This is a genomic window from Verrucosispora sp. WMMA2044 (genome assembly GCF_027497155.1).
In the GTDB taxonomy this organism is placed as follows: Bacteria; Actinomycetota; Actinomycetes; order Mycobacteriales; family Micromonosporaceae; genus Micromonospora; species Micromonospora palythoicola.
In genome coordinates this window covers 4,268,729-4,292,081 of sequence record NZ_CP114913.1, presented here as the reverse complement: position 1 = coordinate 4,292,081, position 23,353 = coordinate 4,268,729, and the positions used below count along the sequence as shown (strand labels likewise).

15 protein-coding genes are annotated in these 23,353 nt (G+C 67.9%); 5 read left to right on the top strand and 10 right to left on the bottom strand.

Features of this window, described 5'->3' with window-relative positions; translation table 11 throughout:
* Nucleotides 1–7 precede the first annotated feature (7 nt).
* Entirely contained in the window at nt 8–979 is a 972-nt protein-coding gene (locus tag O3597_RS19470) for an NAD-dependent epimerase/dehydratase family protein (RefSeq protein ID WP_281601980.1), read from the bottom strand.
* Nucleotides 980–1,636: 657 nt separating this feature from the next.
* Between O3597_RS19470 and O3597_RS19465 the strand changes: the two genes are divergently transcribed.
* The gene (locus O3597_RS19465; protein WP_281601979.1) at nt 1,637–2,971 is read left to right on the top strand and encodes a helix-turn-helix transcriptional regulator; all 1,335 of its coding nucleotides are present in this window, start codon (nt 1,637–1,639) and stop codon (nt 2,969–2,971) included.
* On the opposite strand, the gene O3597_RS19460 is transcribed toward O3597_RS19465, so the two are convergent.
* Nucleotides 2,937–3,623 (bottom strand): HAD family hydrolase, encoded by a 687-nt coding sequence (locus O3597_RS19460; protein ID WP_281601978.1) that lies wholly within the window; start codon nt 3,621–3,623, stop codon nt 2,937–2,939. The genes O3597_RS19465 and O3597_RS19460 overlap by 35 nt on opposite strands.
* Nucleotides 3,624–3,689: 66 nt before the next feature.
* On the bottom strand, nt 3,690–4,187 hold the full coding sequence (locus O3597_RS19455) for an NUDIX hydrolase (RefSeq protein ID WP_281601977.1): 498 nt from the start codon (nt 4,185–4,187) through the stop codon (nt 3,690–3,692).
* Between the two features lie 1,105 nt (nt 4,188–5,292).
* Between O3597_RS19455 and O3597_RS19450 the strand changes: the two genes are divergently transcribed.
* From O3597_RS19450 to O3597_RS19435, 4 genes are all read left to right on the top strand, one after another.
* Nucleotides 5,293–6,183, top strand: a complete 891-nt coding sequence (locus O3597_RS19450; RefSeq protein ID WP_281601976.1) for a replication-relaxation family protein — start codon at nt 5,293–5,295, stop codon at nt 6,181–6,183.
* Nucleotides 6,184–6,555: 372 nt separating this feature from the next.
* On the top strand, nt 6,556–7,446 hold the full coding sequence (locus O3597_RS19445; protein ID WP_281601975.1) for a DUF2637 domain-containing protein: 891 nt from the start codon (nt 6,556–6,558) through the stop codon (nt 7,444–7,446).
* Nucleotides 7,443–7,841 (top strand): hypothetical protein, encoded by a 399-nt coding sequence (locus tag O3597_RS19440; protein WP_281601974.1) that lies wholly within the window; start codon nt 7,443–7,445, stop codon nt 7,839–7,841. The genes O3597_RS19445 and O3597_RS19440 overlap by 4 nt, the downstream gene beginning before the upstream one ends.
* Nucleotides 7,838–9,310 (top strand): site-specific integrase, encoded by a 1,473-nt coding sequence (locus O3597_RS19435; RefSeq protein ID WP_281601973.1) that lies wholly within the window; start codon nt 7,838–7,840, stop codon nt 9,308–9,310. The genes O3597_RS19440 and O3597_RS19435 overlap by 4 nt, the downstream gene beginning before the upstream one ends.
* Before the next feature lie 90 nt (nt 9,311–9,400).
* On the opposite strand, the gene O3597_RS19430 is transcribed toward O3597_RS19435, so the two are convergent.
* From O3597_RS19430 to O3597_RS19400, 7 genes are read right to left on the bottom strand one after another with little or no spacing between them, the layout of a single operon-like run.
* Nucleotides 9,401–10,228 (bottom strand): hypothetical protein, encoded by an 828-nt coding sequence (locus O3597_RS19430; RefSeq protein ID WP_281601972.1) that lies wholly within the window; start codon nt 10,226–10,228, stop codon nt 9,401–9,403.
* A 24-nt stretch (nt 10,229–10,252) separates the two neighbouring features.
* Complete coding sequence (locus tag O3597_RS19425; RefSeq protein WP_281601971.1) at nt 10,253–12,373, bottom strand: DEAD/DEAH box helicase; 2,121 nt, start codon at nt 12,371–12,373, stop codon at nt 10,253–10,255.
* Nucleotides 12,370–13,677, bottom strand: a complete 1,308-nt coding sequence (brxD, locus tag O3597_RS19420) for a BREX system ATP-binding protein BrxD (RefSeq protein ID WP_281601970.1) — start codon at nt 13,675–13,677, stop codon at nt 12,370–12,372. The genes O3597_RS19425 and brxD overlap by 4 nt, the downstream gene beginning before the upstream one ends.
* On the bottom strand, nt 13,674–16,430 hold the full coding sequence (gene pglZ, locus O3597_RS19415; protein WP_281604590.1) for a BREX-2 system phosphatase PglZ: 2,757 nt from the start codon (nt 16,428–16,430) through the stop codon (nt 13,674–13,676). Before pglZ ends, brxD begins: the two co-directional genes overlap by 4 nt.
* A 35-nt stretch (nt 16,431–16,465) precedes the next feature.
* Complete coding sequence (locus O3597_RS19410) at nt 16,466–20,209, bottom strand: hypothetical protein (protein WP_281601969.1); 3,744 nt, start codon at nt 20,207–20,209, stop codon at nt 16,466–16,468.
* 31 nt (nt 20,210–20,240) lie between these two features.
* Nucleotides 20,241–22,484: a BREX-2 system adenine-specific DNA-methyltransferase PglX gene (pglX, locus tag O3597_RS19405; protein WP_281604589.1), complete on the bottom strand. Its 2,244-nt coding sequence runs from the start codon at nt 22,482–22,484 to the stop codon at nt 20,241–20,243.
* Between the two features lie 10 nt (nt 22,485–22,494).
* Complete coding sequence (locus O3597_RS19400; RefSeq protein ID WP_164446258.1) at nt 22,495–23,277, bottom strand: transposase family protein; 783 nt, start codon at nt 23,275–23,277, stop codon at nt 22,495–22,497.
* Nucleotides 23,278–23,353: the final 76 nt, after the last annotated feature.

Here is a 23,353-nt window from a genome sequence, read left to right as displayed (position 1 = left end):
GTGGCGGTCAGGAGGCAAAGGCGGCGAGTCGATCGCCGGGAAGGTTGACCAGCCAGGTGGCCTGGCGGGTAAGGCCCTCGCGGAGCCCGACGGTGGGCCAGTAGCCGAGTAGTCGGCCGGCGCGGGTGAGGTCGGCTGCGGTCGCGGCAACGTCGCCGGGTTGAGCGCCCACGACCTTCACCGGCACCTCGCGGCCGGTGACCTTGGCCGTCTCGTCGATCAGCGCCAGCATCGAGACGCTGGCACCGCCGCCAATGTTGACGACCTCGGCTCGGCCATCGAGGTGGCCGGCGGCGAGGGTCGCGGCAATGACATCGCCCACGTAGGTGAACTCCCGTCGCTGGCTGCCGTCGCCGAAGAGCGTGACCGGAAATCCGGTGTAGGCGGCGAACAGGATCCGGCCGATCGCCATATCCGGACGCTGCCGGGGCCCGTACACGGTGAAGTAGCGCAGCGCCACGACACTCAGCGCGCTGTCGGCGCGTCGGGCGTAGGCGAGACAGAGTTGCTCGGCGGCGAGCTTGCTCACCCCATACGGGGACACCGGGCAGGTCGGGTCGTCTTCGCGGCTGGGTCGGTCGGCCGGTCCGTAGACGCTTGACGACGAGGCGACGACCAATCGGCGTACACCCTGACGGGCGCAAGTATCGAGCAACCGGTGCGTGCCGAGAACGTTGGCCTGGGTGTAGTCGAGGAACTCGCGACCCCACGAAGGCCGAACGCCGGGTCTCGCGGCCAGGTGGAAGACGGTGTCGCAGCCGGCCATGACCTCGTCGAGCGGGTCCACGGCCAGATCCAGGCAGTAGGAGGAGAAGAGGGGACTGGCGGCGGCACCGGCCAGGTTCTCGTCTGCCAACGGATGCTCGCCGAGTCGACGACGGTCCAGGCCAACGACCGTGACGCCCCTGGCCAGCAACGCGTCGACCAGGTGCGAGCCGATGAAGCCGGCGGCACCGGTAACCAGGACACGAGACATCATCGATGCTCTTCCTTTCGCATGGTCTGCTCGAAAAGCCGCTGCCAGACGTGGTTGAACAAGGGCGGGTCGACGCGCGGGAGATCCGCTCGCTGGGCCACGCGCACGGGATCAGTGCGGACCGGGCTGGTGGGGCTGTTGGCAGTCGCCGCGGTGGCATGTCGGGAGATGTAGAGAGTCATCGCCGCTGCGTCCTCGGTTCCGCTTCCGGCTGTGCAACCTGCGAACGGCTGTCGGGCACGCGGAATCGGCGACCTATGTTGCGGGCCCGCCGGGAGCCTGGCGGGCCCGCGACCGGGAGGCGGCGAGTGGATTCTCGCCGGTCACTCGCCTGCGCAGCCTCGTTGGCAGTACGCGGACGCGGAGTCAACCTCACGGCACCGAAGCCGACCGCCGTCGTAGCAATGGGATCCGGTCGGGGCGACGCAATCTCGGGTCGGTGCGACGTGTCCACCATGAACCTCATGTCGTTGACGGGACTGGTCGGCGACCATCGAGGCCAGCCCGGAGCAGGCGGCTTCGACGTCCGGCAATAGCGAACCGTCCACGGCAGCGGACCGGTACCGTCCACTACCCGTCCAATTGCAACCACGTGGTGACGACGGGTAGCCGGACTGGCTAGCGTGATCCATGTCGACAGGCGATGCCCGGAGGTGCGCGATGGCGGGACGGCGCTACCCCTCGAACCGGCGGCTAGCGTGGGAGAGACTCCAACGCGGTTGGTCCTACGAGGAGGTCGCCGAACGCATCCGCACCGAGATGAGCCGCACCGGTGAGACCGACACCGGGCTCAACGCCAACACCGTCCGGCGGTGGGAGATCGGCGAGCGGTGGCCGGACCCGCGGTACCGCAAACATCTGGTCGCGATCTTCGGTAGGCCGGCCAGCGACCTCGGCTTGCTCACTCCCGACGAGCTGGCCGTACGTCCGGACGCGGAGACACTGCACGAGTTCAGGAGGTTGTGGGACATGCTCACTGGAGAGGACAACGGCAACGGTTGGGACCGCGCATCCGTGCTACGCGCGCTGGTCGGTGCCAGCATGCTGCCCCTGGTCGCGCCCTTGCTGTCCCTTGACCCGGACGCCGCACACGCCGACGGCAAGACCGTCGACCCCGACTCGTACCGGCAGATCGTAAGCTGCCAACGCGAGCTGTACTGGACCAGCCCGGCCCGGCCGCTCTACGAGGCCGCCTACGCCCACACCCAGCTCGGCATCGGGCTCCTGCGCGCTGCCACCGGGACCAGCCGGACCAGTATCGCCTCCGCACTCGCGGAGTCCGCGCTGCTCACCGCCCGGCTCGCCTTCTTCGACCTCAGCCAACCCGCTATCGCCGAACGCTGCTACGACGTCGCCCTCGCCGCCACCCGCGAGGCCGGTGACCACGCCCTGGCCGCTGCCGTCCTCGGCCACATGGCGTTCGTTCCCGCCTTCGGCCACCAGCCGGCCAACGCCCGACCACTGATCGACGCGGCTCTCCAGCACACCTGGCACGGCGTCAGCCCCACGGTCCGGTCATGGCTGCACTGCGTCGCCTCGGAAGTCGAGGCGCGTGCCGGAGCCGCAGGCGCCAGCCGTCGCCACATCGACCTCGCCGCAGGCGCGGTCGACAGTGACGGCACCCCGCCCGAATGGCTCGACTTCTACGACAACGGTCGCCTGCACTCGTTCGCTGGTTACGCGGCCCTCGCCAGCGGCGACCACGGCGAAGCCACCGGCCAGCTCAACCAGGCACTCGCCGCGCTCACCACCACCGGTGCCAAGCAGCGCAGCGTCGTCCTTGCCGACCTCGCCACCGCCCAAGGCCAAGACGGCGACAAGGCCGCCGACTATCTCAACCAGGCCGTCGACGCCCTGCAGAACGACTGGTACGGCGTCGGCCTCGACCGGGTCCGAGCCGTCCGTCCCATGCTCGGCGACAGCCGACACGGCACCCTGCTGGACGAACGCGTCGCCACTCTCACCGCCGGCCGCGCCGCGCTGCCGGGTAGTTAGCGTGCCGACGCGTGTGCTTGCGTACGAGGTCAGGCAGCTCGGCCAGGGAGTCGAGCTTGAACAGGCACCGGTCGCTGACCGCCTTGTCACCTAGGATGTAACCCCACGGGCCGCGACGGACCAGGGCGGTCGCGATACCCGCCTCCTGCGCCGGCCGGATGTCGTTGTCCAACCGGTCCCCGACGTAGAGCACCTGGTCAGCCGGGCATCCTGCCTCGGCAATCACGCGGTCAAAGAACGCGGCGGAAGGCTTCTCCACACCCCAGCCGTCCGAGGTGCCGATCACGTCGACCGGTAGGTCCAGGGCACGCAGGATCGTCTCCGCCCGCGCCGTCTGGTTGCCGGCCAGGCCAACCTGTAGCCCCGACTCGCGTAGCGCGGCCAGGCACGGCCGAGCATCCGGATAGAGATCCTCCTCGGTGAAGGACTCCGGCTGTCCCGCCGCCGTCCGGCGCTCCCGCTCCTCGGCCAGGTCGAAGCCCGGCCGGAAAACCTGGAACGTCTCCCGGTAGTCGAGGCCGCGAGCGATGACCGCCCCGAAGACGGCCGAGAAGGTGTGGCGCGGAACCCCGAGCCAGTCCGCCCATGTCCCGTACTCCCGGGACTCGTCGACGATGGTCTCGCCCACATCGAAGAACACGCTCGCGATCACCCGGCGATTGTGCCCGGCGCTGCCATCAGGATCAACGTGCACCGCGAGTCGGGGCAGTGCGGCGGACTACCTGCTTGAGGTCGCGACTCCGTCCTCCAGGTAGACGCCGCCATGTCCGATTGCGGCGACTGCTGCGGCAACCCGCCGAGCCAGCCGAGGAATCAACACCTTGTCGAGGCGTTCCGGCTCGATGAAGTCGTACCGGTCCATCTCGTCGGGGCACAGGCGGATCGTCGCGACTTGGTCCGCTGTCAGCACTCCGCCGTCGAATACGAACATGAGTCCGCCGTCCCACGGTGGGCTGGCCGGCACCCAGTCGACGCACAGCAGCGCTTCTGCGGACACCGACAGGCCCAGTTCCTCCCTGACCTCGCGGACACATGCGTCCGCTGGGGACTCGTCTGGTTCCACTGTCCCGCCGGGGATCTCCCACACGTCCTTGTAGGTCGGGTGGACCACCAACACCCGGCCGGCCTCGTCGCGCAGGATGATGCCGGCGGCTGCGCGGACGCGCGTCACGTTGGCAATGTAGGAGAGATCAGGTTCGGTCTGTGTCTCGGCCACGCGACCGACCCTACGGCCTCGCCTCGCGTGTTTCGCCCGGATCGAGCTGGTCCGCCGACCGTGGGGCGGTGGCCCTCAGCTTCGCTCCGAGCGCAAGAGGTGGCGGGGGATACATCTCAAATAACGAGACACGGGCGACTGCGCTAGAAGATTCTTTCACCTGTTCGCGCGGGGAATTCGTGCTGGCGGAGACCAATGCGGGTCAGCCCGTGCTGACGCGTCCTGCTGGATCCGGATCCGTCATGATCGACCGCTGGTGTATCTGGTTGACAGGGCACTGCTGGCGGAGGCGTACTGGGATGCACGCGACCGTTTGAGGGTCTGCCTGCCGGGTTCGATCGGCCGATCTGGTGCGCTCCTTCGGAGCGTCGCCTGTCGTTCGGGCCCTCAGGACTAGGGCGGGCGGTCAAAGGGTTCTGAGTGACAGGGGGACGCCATGAAGGATCTTCTCCCGGCTGGTTGAGCCGGTGCGCCGCCGCAGCCTCCCCGTCGGTGGCTGCCGGGTTCGGCGCCGCCCTGCCCACCCCTCGCGCGAGGCCCAGGCCCAGAGCTGATCGCGCCTGAACGCACCTCCCGCTGCGGTACGCCTTCCGTGCGTCGCTGTCAGGGTCACTGACCGCTGGCGCGGCACCGTGGCGTACCCGTCTACGCGCCACCTGGGGCGGGCTTCTCTTGACAACTCCACAGTGGCGGCAGCGCTTACCCACTCTGACCCCCGGGTCAGGAAGGGCTGCTGCCGGTGCCCCCTCGTCCGCTGCTGGGCGTCTGCCGGGCGATCCCCGTGTATGCACCCGGTGCCGTGCTTGGCCGGCGTCGGTGACCTTATCGACAAGGAGTTCCGTTGTTGTTCCCCATGCTTTCGACCACCGCCGTGGCCGGTGGTGGTGACAGTTCCCGGCTTGGCCCCCGTTCGGGGGTCGGGCTTGCCGTCCGGGCTGGTATCGGTCTTCAACCGGCCCCCCGGACGGACCTTTGGTCTGTTCTCACATTGCAGGTCAGCTGGTCTGTCAGTGATGGGCTGGTTGTCCGGCGACAGACCCCTGCTGGTCTCGGGACTCTCCCCCTGGGGAGACCACATGCGTATCGGAGAAGGAGGTGATGGTGGATGGATGATCCGGTTCTGCGGGTCCAGTCGCAGCTGACGGCCCGTGATCGGGTGCTGCTGGGCTGGCTGTACGACCACGGGGTGCTGACCTCGTTCCAGATCGCGCATGCCCTGTTCCCGTCGCTGGATTTCTGCCAGCGCCGGTTGTTGACGTTGTACCGGTTGCGGTTGGTGGCCAGGTTCCGGCCGCAGCGCGCCGATGGTGGCTCGTACCCGTATCACTACGTCATTGACCAGCTCGGTGCGGAGGTCGTGGCCGCGGGCCGGGATGAGCGGCCGCCGCGGCGTGATCACGCGCGGGTGGAGCGGCGACGGTGGACGTCGAGCCGCACCCTGGAACACCGGCTTGGGGTGAACGACTTTTTCACCGACCTCGCCGGCTACGCCCGCACCCACCCCGATGCCCGCCTGGGGGAGTGGTTGTCGGAGGCGGCATGCCAACGCTCTGGGATGTTCACGCGGCCGGAGGATCCGGCTCTGGTGCGCGCCTATCAACCTCGGGTCCGTCCGGACGGATACGGCCTGTGGATGGTGCGGGGTGTCGGGGTGCCGTTCTTCGTCGAGTACGACACCGGTGGCGAGCAGCTGTCGGTGCTGACCGGCAAGCTGACCGGCTACCGGCAGTGGTTCGCCGCGCTGGGGCGGGTGTGGCCGGTGCTGTTCTGGCTGCACTCCACCGCCCGGGAACGCAACCTACGCCGCGTGTTGGCCGAAACGCCGACGCTGGTGCCGGTCGCTACCGGAGCCCGCGACCACGCCACCACGGCGGGCCTGTGCCCCGCGCAGGAGGTGTGGGCTGTGCCCGGCGGCGACGGCCAACGATCGACGCTCGCCGACCTGGCGGTGTGGGTCGCCGACAAGGGCGATCTGGCGGGGGAGGCGGCGGCGTGAATCTCGACAGCCTCCCGAACACCGTCCCCACTTCGTCCGCGTACGACACCGCAGCGGACTGGCCCTGTCACCGGTCTGTCAGCGTCTCACCGCAGGCGGCCGACAGACCGGTGACAGAACCGGACCGCCCTGACAGTGCGAGGCCCGAGGTATCGTCCCGGCCCTCACCCGGCCGGTCCGCGCTCCCCGTCCGGACCAGCCCACTCACGGTCCCGGACCGGTGTGTCGGGACCGTCCGTCCACTCGTCCGGTCCGGGGGACCGCGGGCGGTTGTGCTCCGGTCCGGGGAGGTGGTCCACCACGACTCCACCAGGTGATCCGGATGCCAGTTCGGGACGGAGCCGGGCCGAGGGCTTCGTCCAGGTGGTGATCATGCTTGCTATCGGTGGGGCGGCTGGCGCGGCCAGCTTCACCCACGTCCGTGACGTCGCTGCCGCTCACGGGCAGCCGGGTTGGCTGGCGTGGGCGGACGCGATCGTGCTGGAACTGATGTCGGTCGCCTCCGGCCTGGAACTGCGCCGTCGTAAACGAGCCGGCGTGTCAGTGGTGTTCCCGGCGACGGTGCTGGCCTGCGCGGTGACGTTGTCCCTCGCGGCGCAGGTCGTGGAAGCCGAGCCGTCACCGATCGGCTGGATCGCCGCAGCCGTGCCCGCGCTCGGCTTCCTCGTCATGGTCAAGATCGCCCTCGGCTACACCGACGGCAGCTCCGTCCGAGTGCGCGCCGACGCGTCCACCGCCAAGCCGGCGGACCGGTCCACCACCGTCATCCCGGCCCACCCGAACGGGGACCGCGACGGCCGGTCCACCCCGCCGGACTCGGACCGACAATCCAACGCACGGACCGTCCACGACACCGGCAACCATCAGGATCACCACGGACCGGACCGTTCCCGTACTGGTGGACCGGTCCACCGACGCCGGACGTCACGACGCGGACCGTCCACCCACCCCACCGACGAGTTGCTCGCCGCCGCCAGACGTGTTCAAGAGCAGCGTGCCGCCGACGGCAAGCCGCTGACTCGCGCCGCCCTGGCAGCCGCGCTGCGCTCCAGCGGATACACCGTGTCCAACACCAGGGCATCGCACCTGCTGAAGATCCTCAAAGCCGGCCAGCCTGCGGCGCCCGCGTCTCATCACCAGGAGGCGGGGGGAGCGCCCGGTGACAGTGCCCCACCGATGACCCCGGTGCTCGTCGCTCCTACGCCCACCACCTCGCTCGCCTCGCATCAGCGTCAACCGCAGTCAGGAGAACCGACACCGTGAACACCGACGCCCCGACCCGTGACACCCGAACGACCAGTCCGCACCCGGCAACCGCCGGTACGCCGTGGACCGCCGAGCGGATCCGTGCGCTCGGCGCCGCCACCACCCTGCCCACCGCCGCAGCCGTCCTCGGCATCAGCCGATCCCAGGCCTACCGCCTCGCCGCCACCGACACCTTCCCCACACCGCTGATCCGCGCCGGCACCCGCATCATCGTCCCCGTCGCCGGACTCCTCCGACTCCTCCTCCTCGACGAAAACGCCCCGGCCCCCGACGACAGTCGGGGACTTGATTCCGCCCCCGTGGCGAGCGTGGATGCAACGACCCCGCCACCAGCGGACTACCACCGCCACCGCTGGCGGCACCACGCCGAGCACCCAGGAGACAACCCGTGAAGGGATCCACCTTCAAACGCTGCGGCTGCCGCGACACCACCGGCCGGCGACTCGGACGCTCCTGCCCCCAACTGCGCCGGCCCGGCGGCGGCTGGTCCCGCACCCACGGCCACTGGCACTGGCAAATCGAGATCCCCGCCCGCGCCGACGGCACCCGCCGCCCACTCCGCCACGGCCCCTACGCTGGCCAGACCGACGCCGACGCGATCCTGGACCGCATCCGCGCCGCCCTGGCCGTTCCCGAGCCCACCGACCCGCACACCACCGTCAAGACCGGTGACCTGATCGAGAGCGCCGTCAAGACCGGCGCACCCATCCCCACCCCGGATCAGATCCGTCGGGCGCTGCACCTGGACATCACCCCGACCGAACTGCCCACCATGGAGGCGTACCTGACGGACTGGCTCGCCGGACGGAAGACCATCAAGGCAGGCACCCTGCGCTCCTACGAAGGACACATTCGGCTGTACCTGATCCCGTACCTCGGCCACCTGCGCATCGACCGGCTCCGCCCCGGCCACATCGACGCCATGTACGACGCCATCGCCGAACGCAACACCACCATCGCCACCCTGCGCGCCAGCCGCGACCCCGCCAAACGCGATCAGGTCAAGAACCAACGGATCGTCGGCCCCAGAACGATGCACGTCATCCACGCCACCCTGCGCAAAGCCCTCAACGACGCGATGCGCCGCCACCGCTACATCGACACCAACCCCGCCCTCATGATCGAACTCCCCACCGCCCGACCACCCAAGCCCACCATCTGGACCGACCAACGCATCAAGACGTGGCGCGACACCGGCAAGACGCCCAGCCCTGTCATGATCTGGACCCCCGAACACACCGGCAAATTCCTCGACCACACCCACGACGCCAACGACCGGCTCTACGCTCTCTACCACCTCATCACCTTCACCGGCCTACGCCGAGGTGAAGCCTGCGGCCTGCACTGGGACGATCTCGACCTCGACGCAGCCACCCTCACCGTCCGCTGGCAACTCGTCCAACACGGCTGGGCCACCGCAATCGACACCCCCAAAACCACCGACAGCGAAGCCACCGTCGCCCTCGACACCGAAACCGTCGCGGTCCTACGCGCCCACCGCACCCGGCAACACCGCGAACGCCTCGCCGCCGGTGCTGCCTGGACCAAGACCGGACTCGTGTTCACCACACCCACGGGTGGTCGGCTCCACCCTGCCGACGTCACCGACCACTTCCACCACCTCGCCACCCAAGCCGGACTACCACCCATCCGACTCCACGACCTCCGCCACGGCGCCGCCACCATGGGCCTCGCCGCCGGAGTCCAAATGAGGATCATCTCCAACCGGCTCCGCCACTCCAGCCCACACTTCACCGCCAAGTTCTACGGCGACGTCCTCCCCGAGCTCTCCCACGCCGCCGCCGAAGCCACCGCCGCCGTCGTCCCACGGCAGCGCGGCACCGGTGTGCAGTCGGCATAGGTAGCCGAGCGGAGCGGCAGACCCTGCGATTGCGGCGTCAACCATCGGCGGCGGACTCATGCCTCGACCCTGTGCCTCACGGCCACGTTGCTACATCCACGCTTTGGTGAATCGGCAGTAGTTGAACTCGTCCAGCGCCTTGATGATGTTGCGGCCTACTGCCCGCTCTCCACCGACGCGGAGGCTCTGTTCCCTAGTCAGCTGCATGAACCGGACGTAGCGTCGTTGATTCGTACCCACCGGCCCGAGCCCCAGACCATACGCTGCCGCGATCCTGCGATCCCACAGTGGCAGGAAACACGGCGCCAGGAGATGTAACGCTTTGGCCGCACCGACAGGACCGAGCAGCGCCTCGAACTCCGGGAAGACGGCGGATACGGCCTCGGAGTCAACGTCCGACATGGAATCGATCGATCGCACCCGCGTCTCTGCCAGCCACAGCTCATGCCGGGTGAGGAGCCGTTCCATCGCCTCGAAATGCGCGGCGTCAGCGGGGCGATACTGATAGTAGGGGCGGTTCCAGGTCTGCAGCAGAACCGCTATCGCCTCAGCAACGCTGACAGATCCAGCTCCGCGCAACGCCGTCTCGACCAAATCAGTGGCGGCCCGGTAGAAGACGTCTCTTGGCTCGTGGGCGCCGAAGACCTCGCGCGCCCGCACCAGATCATCGACCGTCGGTATGTGTCCGTTCACGACGCGTTGTATACCACCCTCAGTCTTGCGTTCGCGTCCTACCCGAGCCATGCTGCGCCGCAGCCGAGGCGTCTGCGTCGGTCGTGCAGACGGCGGCCCGGTCGGTAAGGGCGCCGTGTGTTGGGGCAGCGTGCTGGAGCCCCAGCGCGTCGTGTCGGAGGTTCCGTCGAGCCCGAAATCGGACAGGCCGCATTCTCGAATTTCGTAGCCGAACTCGAACGTCACGCACCAGATCGACCCACTGCCCGGCTATATCTGAACGAACCGTGTCGGCTCCTGCAGGACAGCGGTTGCGCCACCGAGGTCGGCGAGGCGAGAGGCTAACGTCGCCAGCGCGAGCCGCTCCGGCAACGCTTCGCTGAACTTGAGTCCGTCAAGAGCCTTCTTGTTGACCTCAGGCAGGCACAGACGCTGATCTACGTCGGCGATGAGTGTCCGCCATTCTTCCCGAGAGAGATTCGCCCGTAAGCGGACCTGGCAGTCATCGAAGCGTTGCACCGGGTCTACAACCTCCGTCAACGTGGCCGCCAAGGTGGCGTTCGCGCGGAAACCGGCCCAGGTCCACCACCGCAGGTCATCGCCGTGCCGATCGCGAAGGATCACGCTGCCACCCGGATGCACCATCGCGGATCGCTCTTCCCGCTCTTGAGCGAGGCGCTTGGCTGCTCGGTGAGTGAGTTTTACCGGGGGGTCGGCGCCGAGAAGTACCTCGCGCATGGCGCGGGTCAGCTCAAATCCGAGGCCTGCCCAACCCCCGGTCGTCCAGCGAGCCTTTCCGCCGCTCTCGGCGGGTTCGACGAAGCAGCGCTGGCGTCGCCAGTCGATGTAGGTGACCCGCCAACTTCGCCCGTTGAGGAGCAATCGCCGGTCGCCCTGCACCTCCTCGGTGAGCAGGGTCGGGTCGACTCGCCCCAGCTCATCGCGGCCCAATAGGACGGTGAACTCGGGCGCTCCGACGAACACCGCCGTCATGCCCATGAAGTGCCGATGCCCGAAGCGCCGTTCGGACTCCGGGCCGATGTAAAGCATGTCGCTGTCGCTGTCGAGGTAGCCCTGATCGATCAAGTGGCGAACGATCGGGATGGCGGCGCGTCCGAAGGGGTCGAGACCGTTCCACCACCGCGACCAGTTCCGATCTCCCACTCGGTGCTCCTGCAGGCAGAGTGCGAGCATCTGCTGGGCGACGATGTGCCGTGGTTCGGGTGGGGCGACGACTGGTTCGACCCATCCGCGGCCCCAGAGCACGAGCAGGGCCGCCGCCTCCAGCAGGGCGTCGCCGCTGCGGGTGAGGAAGAGGCAGTTGCGGATGTTGCCTGGCCGCCGACCCGTGCGCCCGAGTCGTTGCAGGAATGACGCAACGGTCGAGGGGGCGTCGATTTGGACGACGCGGTCGAGGTCGCCGACATCGATGCCCAGCTCGAGTGTGCTGGTCGAGACGATGACGCAGTCGCGTGCCTCGGCGAAGGCCTCTTCCGAGCGTCTTCTTTCGTCAGCGGACAGCGAGGCGTGCGACAGGAACGTAGTGATGCCGCGCTCCCGTAGGAGACTGCCGAGCTGTTCTACGGCCTGCCGGGATTCGCAGAAGACCAGCCGTTTTTCACCGGCGTGCAGCCCTGAGAGCACAGTGGCGGCGTTTTGCAGGGAGCCGACGAAGTCGAGTTCGATTTCGCCCGGCGGCGCTGTCGCTGCGGTCGCCGTAGCGGCGACCGGCAGGTCGGGAGCGATGACGCGGCCAGCCCGGGCGCCAGCCCTGGATCCCTGCAGCCAGGTCAGCAGGCGATCCGGATTGCCGACGGTTGCCGAGAGCCCGATCCGCTGAACGGGATGACCGATCAGGTGGGTCAAGCGTTCAAGGACGGCGAGGAGGTGCCAGCCGCGGTCGTCGCCGGCGAAGGCGTGCACCTCGTCGACGACCACGGCGCGCAGTCCGGCGAAGAACGCCCGATGGTCGACGTTGCGGCTGACCAGCATCGATTCTAGCGATTCCGGCGTGGTCAGCAGCACGTCCGGGCGGGCGGCCAGGATGGCCCGCCGCCTCGGCGCGGTGACGTCACCGTGCCAGAGCGCAGCTCGCCGTCCCAGCCAGTCGGCGTAGCGTTCCCAGCGCGGCAGCAAGTTGTTGAGCAGGGCCTTGAGCGGGCAAAGGTAGAGCACCGACGTTCCGGACCAGCTCTCGGCGGACATCCGAGACAACAGCGGAAAGGCTGCGGCTTCGGTCTTGCCTCCGGCGGTCGGGGCGAGAAGCAGGGCGTCCTCACCGGCCAGTAGTGGCTCCACAGCGGCTTCCTGCAGCGGACGCAGGCCCGGCCATTGCAGGGAGTTGACGATGTGGTGCAGCAGCACGGGATGCAGCAGGCCGGCGGTGGTCACAGGTCCAGTGCGATGTCGTCGGCGCTCGCGGCGTTGCGTTCCACGTCGGTCATCTCCGCTGCCGACATTGTCGCCGCATAGTGCCGCCTGGGATCGAAGTCAGGGAACTGGTCGACCCTGTCGAGGACATCGCCCACCAGCTTCTTCAGGTACAGGCGTGGCACGATGCCGACTTTTCCGCCCAGGCCACCGGCAACGGCGCGGGCCAGTTGGTCAAGGTACGTGTCGTCGACCAGAGTCCGTATCCGGCCGGGTGCGGGTGACCCGTTGGAGTAGAGGTCCCGGACGCGGCCGCCCAGCTCGACCAGGGATTCGATGGTGAAGCCGGGTAGGCGGATCTGCACGGCCCTGGGGTTGTCGAATCTCGGATCCGTGCCGAAGTCGACGGCGAGCCGTTGTGCCAGCGGGGCAAGGCGCTGCACACCCTGCTGCCCGTCGTAGAAGGCCGGCGTGCCGGTGATGACGAGATACAGCCCGGGGAAGCGGCCGGAGTGCACCTCGTCGATCAGTTGCCGCAGCGCGTTGAGTGCTTTGTCCCGGACATCGCCGCGGACCCGTTGCAGCGTCTCGACCTCGTCGAGGACGAGAACCAGTCCCGGATGGCCGGCGTCTCGTAGGACGGTGAGCAGCCCTTGGAGGAAGGCCATGGCGCCGAAATGGTCGAGCTCGCCCCGAATACCGGCGGCTCGTTTCGCCGCCACCGCGACCTGCGGCTGTCCGGCCATCCACGCGGCCAGCCCGTCGGCGATGACGGTGTCGCCGGCGCTCAACGCCGCCCGGTAGCCGCGTAACGCCAGTGCAAAGAGGGGGGAGTGCTTGCTGACCTGGGCGAGGCGCTGTTCGAGGAGTCGATCCACTGCCGCGCCCACGTCAGCCTCGGCGGCGGGATCAGCTTGGAGCGCATCGGCTTCCAGCGTGAACAGCCACGAGTCGAGAACGGCGCGGAACGCACTGGGTGGTATTGACGCCGTCCGCATGGACTCAGTGATGCGCCGGTACACGGTCTCCAGCCGGTGCAACGGCGTCTGAGTCTCGGAGATTTGCACCTCGGCTGCGGCGAAGCCGTGCCGAATAGCCCGCTCGGCCAGGTGCCGCGTGAAAAAGGTCTTGCCGGCGCCGTACTCGCCCCGTACCGCCTTGAACACGGCGCCACCGGAGCTGACCGTGTCGAGCTCACTGTCGAGGGCGGCGGAAAATCGGTCGAGACCGACCGCGAGCAGGTCGAGACCGCTCTCCGGGACGGTTCCACGGCGAAGCGCGTCGATCACTTCGCGCCGGCGTCGCTGGGAGACGTCCGGCGTCACGAGGGCACCTCGAACTGCTCGGTCAGGAGTTTGACGTCGAGCATGACCGTGCCGGTGGCCGGTTCGGCGGCCAGGACGGCGTATCCCTCGACGTTGAGTAGTTGCTGGACCTGCGTCAGCGCACCCCGCAGCCTCGTCTGGGCGACGCCGAGGGCTTGGGCGGCGGGGGTGGGCGGCAGCCGGTTGGCTGTCGCGCCGGCCAGCGCGTCGATGATTCCGGCGATCTGATCGTCGGTGACAATGAGGCGGCCGGCGATCTTCCGCTGTGCCCTGTAGACGGAGCTGGCCACGACGGCACGACCGAGCGTCGTCGTCGGTTGCTTGGTGACCTCCGGAGCCTGGTCGAACAGGTTCTGCTCAAACGGCGCCTGATCGAACAGGGTCGGGCCGGTCTGGCGCCCTCCTTGGTTCTTGGTGGTCGCGGCCTTCGGCGCGGGTGAGACGGTGGGTGTCCGCGAAACGGCCGGGGAGGTGAGCCACCACGTGGGCTCCTGCGGCGGAAGCAACTCCAGACCGGCCTGGTTGCGGGATTCATCCGGTACGAGGACGGCGACCGGCACGACCACCTCTGCCGCGCTGGCTCCCCCGTGGTAGCCAGCCTTCAGCGGGCCGTACCGGAGGGTCTCGTCGACGGCGAGGACGGCTCGGTGGCCGTCTGTCAGCACGCGAGGGCCGCTGACCTCGATCTCGTCTTCCTGGACGGGAGCGGTGGCCGGGCGAGAACGAGCACTGGAAATCTGGGGGTGCGATCGCTGGGTGCCTTGACGGCGTTCGACGATGTGACCGTGATCGGCGGTCACGACGACGGTCCGCCCTGCGGCGGCCGCCCTAGCGAGCAGCGGTTCGAGGTGTTTGACGGCATCGGCGGTCCAGACCGTGCCCGCGGGGTCACTGCGGTCGAGCGCGTCGTCGATCGTATTGAGGACGACGGTCACCAGCGGCAGCTCGATGTCGTCGATAGCGCCGCCCACATCCGGGCTGACCGACCAGCCTGCTGCGGTAGTGTCCACCGCCTTTTTGTGGAAGAGCCGCGCGAGGATCTTTCCGCCCTTGAAGGTCACCTCGGCGTAGCCGTGCTGTTCTTCGGATTGCTGCCCGCGGGTGAGGCGGCCGGAGAGCAGGGATGCGCGACTCGCCTCGGTTACCGACGGCAACACCGCGAGCGCCGCCGTCCTTCGCAGCGAACCGGCACCAGGTAGGGCGGCCTCAAGCCAGCCGAGCCGCCCGGTCGCGTCGGACAGGATCTCCGTGGCGACGGCGGCGCTCATGCCGTCGAGGACCAGCAGTAGTACGGGTGCCTTGCGGGCGAGCGGAACGACGCAGCCCGGCAGCAACTGTTCCAGGTACCAGACGGTTCCCGAGCCGGCTGGCAAACCGCGGCCGCCAGGGGTCGGCGCCGAGGCGAGCGCCCGGGCGAAGTGGCGTTCCTGGGCGCGACGCCGCTGCTGCGCGGCCGTGACGACGGCGTGCAGCGCACCGGACAGGCTCGGATCGTCCACCCCGCCGAACGCGTCGTTGATCGCCGCGTCGGCCCATGCCGCGCTGTCCAGATATTGGCGGGCGAGGAGGCTCAACTCGGGAGTGTCCGCGGGGGTACCGGGCGCGGAATCGACCTCGGTTAGCCATCGGACCAGCCGCACCGCAGCCTCGAAGGGCCCCCGGAACGGCGTGGTCGCGGCGAGCCGGTGGGCCCGCACCGCTGCCCAGGCCTTCTCGACGGTGTCCGTGTCGCCGGCGCGGCCGGGCGCCGTGACGGCCCCGCGCAGGCCGTCGGCAAGCGCAACGAAGCGCGCCCGCAATCCGCCGGCGAGGAGTTCAGAATGGCGGGCCAGCGGCTCGGCCTGGATCTGGGTGAGGATCGCGTCGGCCCGGTCCAGGCAGCGAGCGACGTCGTCGTCGGCGCGCCGGTCGTGAATCAGGTCGGACAGCAGCGCGTCCGCGGCTTGCCCGAGGGCGGCCAATGCGGCCGGCGTAGGGCTGTATTCGCCCCACCGCGGTTCTAGCCGGACCAGAGCCAGTTGAGCCTGATGCGTCGTTGGAGGGTCGTACCGGTCGTTGGTCAGCAGTCGTAGAACCAGACCGAGCGGTACCACGTCGGCGAGTTCCCCGCGGGACAGCAGCGCCCGTATCGGGCCTGCCGCCGAGCCCGCACGCTGGGCGATCCAGTCGAGTGTGGTGTCGGCCAGTAGGTCCCCGACGCTACGGCGCAGAGCGCCGAGGGAGGCGACACTCCGCGCGGCGATCGACCAGCGGAGGACGCCGAGGACATCGGCGGTATCCGTGTCGAAGTCGAGGTGGATGGCGGCAACGGCACCAAGCGCATGAGTACGGGTGAGAACGCCGGCCGGCGCGGCCGGCCAGCCTGCGGCCGGGGTGGCGGCCACCAACGCCGTGGCCAGCTCCCGGTTGTCCGGGCGGCTGGTCAACGCGGGGTCGATCCCGGCGGCCGCGAACCGGGCCCGGACCGCCTCCCACGGATCCGGTCTGCGTAGCCGCTGCCAGACGAAATGAGCCAGGATACCGGCACCAAGATCGTCGTCATCACGGTCGGTAACGATCACCAGCCAGTCGCCGTCGCGGTGCTCGCCGAGCATCTCTCGTACCGCTAGTGTGGACTCGGCCACCCGGACCCGTACGGTCTGGCCCTGGTGTTGCAGGTCGACGGAGGTGGCCCGATCAGGGACGCCGCGGAGGCCGATGACGCCGGTACGGTAGTTCTTAGCCAAGGCTTCGTCGATGATGGCGAGCACCATCGATGCGCTCACCCGCGTCGTGGCCACGGCGACGGTCACGGCAGCACTCGCCACGTCACCTCGACGGTGACGTCGGGGTTGGCGTCCAGGAACTTCCGCACCTGGTTCATGATCTCGCTGTTGCCTGCTCCGCCCGCACGACTGGAGCGCCCGGCCGTGGGACCCGACACGACGGGTGGCTTGGGCTTGGGCTCAGGATCCGTCGAGGGCGCAGCTTTCGCTAGCCAGCTGAAGATTCCGTCCTCGCAAACTGCCAGCGCGCGCCCGATCGGCACCGGCAGCTCGTCCTGCTCAAGCGCTGACCGAAGGCCGTTGACGACAGCGGCGGCGTCCGCAGCGCGGCTGTCCTCCCCCTTCATTGCCTCACGCAGCGGGTCCAGCCGGTGCCAGGGAAATCCCGTGAGCGATTTCTCGACCGTTTCCGCCGAAGCCAACGACTTGCCTGCCGCGACTGGTGTGGCATCGCCAAGGTTCGCCTTCGCCAGCACCTGAACGAGCTTGACACCGTCGAGGTGTCGCAATTGCTGCACCAGCGCGGACCCAGCTCGAGCGGTCCTCAGCCGGTTACCGTCCGCAATCTCCAGGCGCCGGTACGCCGCCTCAATCGCTCCCACCAATCCGGGCGCCGTCTTCGACAGTTCCGCCGCCTTGATGGTGACCTGCCCGACGAAATCGGCCACAGCCGGCGCGGTGAGATACGCGCCGGCCACAACGCCCAGCATCGCGCCGGCCACGGTTCGCGCCGACTCCCAATCATCGGCCGACGGCAGCTCCTGAGTGCGCAGCTCCATCACCGGGGTGAGCGAGCCCGGCTCCGGTACGACCGGCAGAGCCGTTTCCTGCTGGAACCAGGCCCGCTGCCGCAGCGCCGCCCACGCGATGATGACCAGGTCGGCGACCTCGTCCCTCAGCCCGTGGGCGGGCGAGACGTCCCGGATCCAGCGCCGTAGCTCCGCGACGGTCACCGGCCCGTCGGCCGGCTTGCCCTGCTCCTGTGCGCGCCGGCCGAGTGCTCGTTCGATTTCCTGGCCCCATGGGGTGAACCGATCGTCACCGAGCAGGTAGTGCATCTCCGTGGCCTTGCCGACGCCGAGCGGCTCCGCGATCCGGCGCACCACTGCGGCATCGGCCTCCAGCTCGACGCGTTTCTCGCTGTCCGCCGCCGTCCGCGCGACGTACCGGGCGACGCCCTTGAGGTCGCGGACCTTGACCTCCACATCACCCGGCTCGAACGCGGGATGCGCCGGGTATAGGGCCTTGAACGCCTGATCGAGCAGATTGTGGAAGGCCTGACCGAGCGTGGCGCCGACCGGATTGGCCGGGGCGAAGCGCCGCTCGAAGGAGAACAGCGTCCGCTCGTGCGACGCGTCCTCCAGGAGGACACCTGGGCGTGGCGACGCGGCCCCATACGCCTGCTGCACAGCGTCCTCCAGGCTGCGCCGCAGCGTGTTGCGCTGAGACTCCAGAATGGATCGGGCGAGGGCACGGTCGGCCTCGTTGAGGTGGTCGGCCTTGCCCTGCCAGCGCTCGGCGCTGCCGTCGAGCAGCCAGTTAAGGATGACCAGGCGTCGCAGCTCACGGATTTTGTCATCCGACAGGAACCGCGGTAGCCAAACCACGGTGCGCTCCTGTACGCCCCGGGCCACCATTTCGTCCAGCCGTCGTAGGTCCTCGACCGTGGAGTGGCCAGGGTCGTCGAACGGGTGGTCGATGACGATGCGCCAAGTGTCCGGAGCGGCACGGAAGTGGTCGTCAGACAACCAGCTACGGTCGCGGACGTTGCCGAAAAGCACGTCGACCTTGCGCTTCGAGCCACGCCAGACGAAGTCGTACGAATATGCGCCCTGCAGATCCTGAGCCGCCAACGTGACGCCCAGACTTTGGCTGACCAGGTCCTTCAGCAGCTCACGGCGCCGGCCATCGTTGTCCTCAGCCTTAGCCCGCTCCACAATCGACTCGTAGTCGACGTCAGACAGCTGCACCCTGATCGTCGGATTGCGGTCGTCACCGTCTAGGTGGATCTCCGGGATGTCCCGGGCCCAGGTGCGCACCTTGGACAGCACCACGGCCGCCTCACCGCCCGGCAGCGGCGACACGATCGACCCGTGATTCAGCGACGCGAGCCGGGCAGCGGTCAGCGCCATCAGGGCCGGCACCTTCGGAGCGACGGCCGACAGCAGGAGAGTCTTAGCCAACCTGTCATCGGTACGGAAGCCGGGCGGAACCTTCTCCGGCTCTTCCCGCAGCGTCCGCTCGTCGATGCCGTGGATGCCGAGCAGCAGCGGCCGCACCTTGTCCGTGTAGAGCTTGTCGGCCGACCGGAAGAGCGCGGCCGCCTCAGCGTCCAACGCCTGCCCGGTCTGCCCCTGAACCACGAGATCGAAGGAGTCGCCGATGGGAATGATCTGGTCGATGGTCAGGGTCTCGCGCCGGTCAACGAGCATCTGCTGCATCACCTTGAGCGCGGTCCGCTCGCGCTGCATGACACTGGCGAGGCTGCGCAGGGTCGAGACCAGGGCCGGCGAGAACGGGTACGTGAGGCGGAACGCCTTCTCGTCGGAGCCACGATGGCGTTCGTCGGTGTTCACGCCGTCGAGGAGCACATCCCAGACGGCGGGGCGCCGGTCGATTGCAGAAAATGCACCTTCGAGAACCGCGGCAGCTTCAGGGTTTTTAGGCTCCAACAGGCGGCGGTTGGCGACGTACGGCAAGTTGTCGTCGCCGAGCGGGATGACCCCGAACCGGCCCTCCTGGTGACGGAACGCGCGGTCCAGCGCGTCCTGCTCGGCGCCGCTCGCGCCGGAGTCGGCGAACCAGCGCCGCAGGTCCATCTGTCGGGCCACGAAGGAGATGAGCGGGATGGGCCGCCCGCCGATGGACGACTCAACCAGCTTGGTGAGCTTCTGCGACTCCCTGCGGAAGAACTCCCGGTCCTGCACCGAGAACGCCAGCCACAGCACCAGCTCGTCGAGGAACAGGGCCACGGCGTCGTAGCCAAGGCTCTTGGCATGCACCGAGATCGCCGCCAGCCCGGTGTCCAGGTCGACGTACTCCGCCTGCTGTGTATATGAGCGGAAGTATGTGTCGACCAGGGCTGACACAAGCTTCTGCCGGCTGGGACTCGCCGCCGAGGCGGCACGCGCCTCGGCGTAGCGGACCGCATCCCACTCACCGGCGCCCAGCACGGCAGCCCACGGGTCGGCCTTGCCGTCGCCCGCACCATCTGCCTCGCCGTTGAGACCGGCGAAGAACTGCCGGTCACCGAGCTGGGCTCGGTAGCGCTCGGCGTCTTCCAAGAGAGCATCGGACTTGTGTACGGCGGGCAGCGGCGCACCTGGATGACGTTCGGCGACTTGGCGAATGTATCCCTGGAAGAGAGCCTCCTCCATCGTCCGCGCACCGAGCAGGTGGAAGGCGAGCGGCAGGATCTTCCGGTCGGCCAGGACGGGATCGTGACGCGCCACCACGGGCTGAAGCTCAGCCTTGGAGCGGGCAGCCGGCTCGTGTTGAAGGAGGGCATGCAGCACGGCCATGAAGTGCGACTTGCCCGAACCGAATGAACCGGTAAGGAACGAGCCGCGGCTCGTGCCGGAGGTGATGCCCTCCGCCACCAAGCCCATAGCCGCGTCGAACGCCTCGACAAGTGCATCGGTGACGACATACTCGTCAAGCGTGCGCTGAACCGCGCTGTGCCCGACCGAGTCGGTCAGACGCAGAACGTAGTCCTCCGCGCCGGCACGCTCGGGAATGCTGATGACGTCACGGAGCGGGGTGTTCACGCCTTCTCCTCAAGCTGCATCGTCATGGCCGTCACGACCTCGGCCGCCGTCCGCGCCTGGCGGCCGGCGGCCTCCAGGCGCCAAGCTGCTCGACCGTCATACCCACCTGGTGAGCGCGACCGCGCAGTTGCTCCTCCAGGTAGTCGGCCAGGTTGAGCTGGTAGGTGGGGTCAGTCTCGTCGTGCCACTGCCGCACCCAGGGCTGAAGCTCCGCGAGGCCGGCGACCAGGGGGACAAGCTTATCGTCAGCCCAGCCTTCGGCCTCCCGGTCGGCGATGACTGCGTTCAGGGCCAGGGCCTGCTGAGCGTGGTCCCAGCCGGCCCAGCCGAGCAACTGGGTGGGGTCGGTCTCGCGGCCGGCATCTGGGTAGAGAATGAACCGCTCCTTGGGCACGTCGAGCTTGCCCCGGTGCTGCCACCACGACTGCTTGCGGAAGTCTGCGGACGTGTACTTTTGCGGTACCCGGATCTCGCCAACGTTCTCGCCCTTGTCCTCGCGGCGCTGCAGCTCCCAGCTGTGCTCCCAGGCTTCGCGCTTGCGCAGCCCGGAATCCTTGAGCCGGTACGCGGCCAGGAAGGGCACGCTCTCCGTGTCGAGCAGCGTGGCGAGCTGCTGGGTGACCGACCGATCCTTGCGGCCGTCCCATAGTTCCAGGACGGAGACCATGTCGGTGTCACGGGTCACGGTGTCGGCAAGCTGAGCGATTGATCGCGCGGTTGGCCGCCCCTGGGTGTCAAACCAGTATGAGCGTGCCTCCAGGCGGTCGAGCAACCACGCACGCAACGCCTTCTCGACCCGCTTTTCCCACGGCTCGGCGGCCCAGCGTCGCTTGTACTCAGGACGCTCAAGCAGGTTGATGAACTTGTTGGACTCAATCAAATCAAGCCGCCGCTGCACCAGCTCCCGATACTCTTGCGGCCAATGCTCTGGTATTTCAGTCACGAGTTCCGACCCGTGGCGCGTGAACCATTCCGCGGACTCGCCATCCCGAATAACCTTCTGAGCAAGTGCAATCTCGAATACACGCTCCCCGGGGCGGATGCCGGGGCTTGCGCCCTCCGGAAGGGTCAGATCGTCTGCAATGAGACCGTAGGAGCGGTAGACCTCCCAGTCTAGCTCCTCCTGCTCAGAAATCATGCGCGCACGCAGCTCGTCAAGCTCAGTGGCGGTTTTAGAAATTGCGGAGTCCGACGGCGTGGATCCACCGTCTGTGAGCGAGCCGAAGAGGTCAGCTGACTTCTGGGCTGCCTCGTCGAGCAAGCGCGCCCGAGCCAAAGGCGAAGTCAGGGGCAGCGGAAAGTCTTTTAGAGTTGTACCGGTGAACTCGTAGAATCGTTCCCAGTCCGACGACGTAAATCCTCCACCCTCACCCCGAATCCCTTTGTCGTGGCTGTTCTGCTTGAGCCAGAAGCAGGCGGTCGAGGAGTTGAGCACTCCGAGCAACGCGAGGTGATCGTCCTCCGGCGCCCCCTCCGGCAGCTTGATCACCGGAGCCGACCTATTAAATACCTTTCCGCCGCGATCCAGCACGAAGTGGTTGTGGGTCGATACAAAGGCAAACGAAATCGAGAGTGGCACCTGGAAGCGCTTCGTGAAGAACATTGAGTATTCGAACCACTCGAGCCCCCGTTCGATCTGCGTCAAGCCGTAAGCAACGCGCGAACTTAGAATTTGCCGGAATGGCCACAGGAACCGGGTAACCGATTCACTCCCTTGAGCCTCGAGTGAAACGCAATCATACGGCCAGATAGAGCCAATCGGATCCGCAATCCGCCAGTCGCGCGTGACGTCGCCTTCGACCATTAAGCGAACATGATTGGTGTCGATTCCATGACGTCTCGCGGTGCGCGCCCCGATCATGAATGCCGAGTCCTCGCGCGTGACGGCGCCAAACCCTATTTCGCTGGCCACTTGGCCGAGCCGCTGAAAACCAGCTCCCTCTACAGTAGCCAATAGTCGGTCAGCTCCGCCGCCAGTAAGGCTCCAGGGGTGAGATAATAGGGCTTTACGCGGAAGATTTACAACGGAGATGTATTCGTTCTCAAAGCCGATCCGGCCGACGTTTTCAGCAATGGACCTCCAGACCATCCCCCTTGCGGGATCCTCCGGCTGTCCTGGCTCGCCACGGATACCGAGTACAGCCTTTACGGTATCTCCGCTAGGAGACTGGGGCTGCCCAACGAGGATGACGGTCGGGGTCCCGTGCCCCGGAATGTAGGCGCCCGAGGTGTCAACGACAAGTCTCAGATCTTGCTTGCGAAGGAAGTCTTCGATTGAGCCCTTTTCATCCTGCGTAGCGGTTGGCGTCGACGTGGTGGAGAACGAGGATGGCCTGCACGATCGTGGTCGCTCGTCGTGGGCAGCAACGCAGCTTGGCCAGGACCTTCCAGGTCTTAAGCGTGGCGATCGCCCGTTCGCCGCGGGCGCGGATCTTCGCGTGGGCGCGGTTCACGGCCTTCTGCCGGCGTGACAGCTTGGGCCGGAAGCGGCGCCGCTTGAACGGCGTGTGCACGCTCCCGCCGGCTCCCTGATAGCCCTTGTCCGCGAAGGTCATCACATCAGAGCTGGTCAGCGCCTCGATGATGCCGTGGGTCCGGGCTGCGGTCAGGTCGTGGAACGAGCCGGGTAGTGCCGGCGAAGCCCAGACGAGGCGGCCAGCCGCGTCGGTGATGACCTGCACGTTCACGCCGTGGCGCTTATGTTTTCCGGAGTAGTACGGCCTCTGGTCGGCAACCCGGTCGATCGGAATCAGGGTGCCGTCCAGGATCGCGTACGCCAGCCGGCGGATCCGGTCCATGGCGGTGGCCAGGTCATCGGCGGTCGACGCGAGCAGGGCTACAGCTTCCTGCACGTACCGCCATGCGGTACTCACGCCGACGGCGAACCCGGCAGCCAGGCGGGTGTAGGTATCACCGTTGCGCAGGTGAGCCAGAGCGAGCAGTGCTTGCCGTCCCGCGTCGAGGCGTCGCCACCTGGATCGACGCTGGTTGCGGTGGCTGCGGATACGGTCAGCGAGGTGGTTCAGCGTCCGGCTGGACAACGAGATCGTGGACGGGTAAGACAGCACAGGCGAGGCTCCCGTGTTGGGGCATCGGGTTTTGGTCGATTTGCTGTCTTACCTGGAGCCTCGCCCTCATCGATCA

Excerpts from the sequence above, each read along its gene's own strand:
- O3597_RS19445 (WP_281601975.1), top strand. The coding sequence starts at position 6,556 with ATGCTTGCTATCGGTGGGGCGGCTGGCGCGGCCAGCTTCACCCACGTC.
- O3597_RS19470 (WP_281601980.1), bottom strand. The coding sequence starts at position 979 with ATGATGTCTCGTGTCCTGGTTACCGGTGCCGCCGGCTTCATCGGCTCG.
- O3597_RS19450 (WP_281601976.1), top strand. The coding sequence starts at position 5,293 with ATGGATGATCCGGTTCTGCGGGTCCAGTCGCAGCTGACGGCCCGTGAT.
- pglZ (WP_281604590.1), bottom strand. The coding sequence starts at position 16,430 with ATGGTGCTCGCCATCATCGACGAAGCCTTGGCTAAGAACTACCGTACC.
- O3597_RS19465 (WP_281601979.1), top strand. The coding sequence starts at position 1,637 with ATGGCGGGACGGCGCTACCCCTCGAACCGGCGGCTAGCGTGGGAGAGA.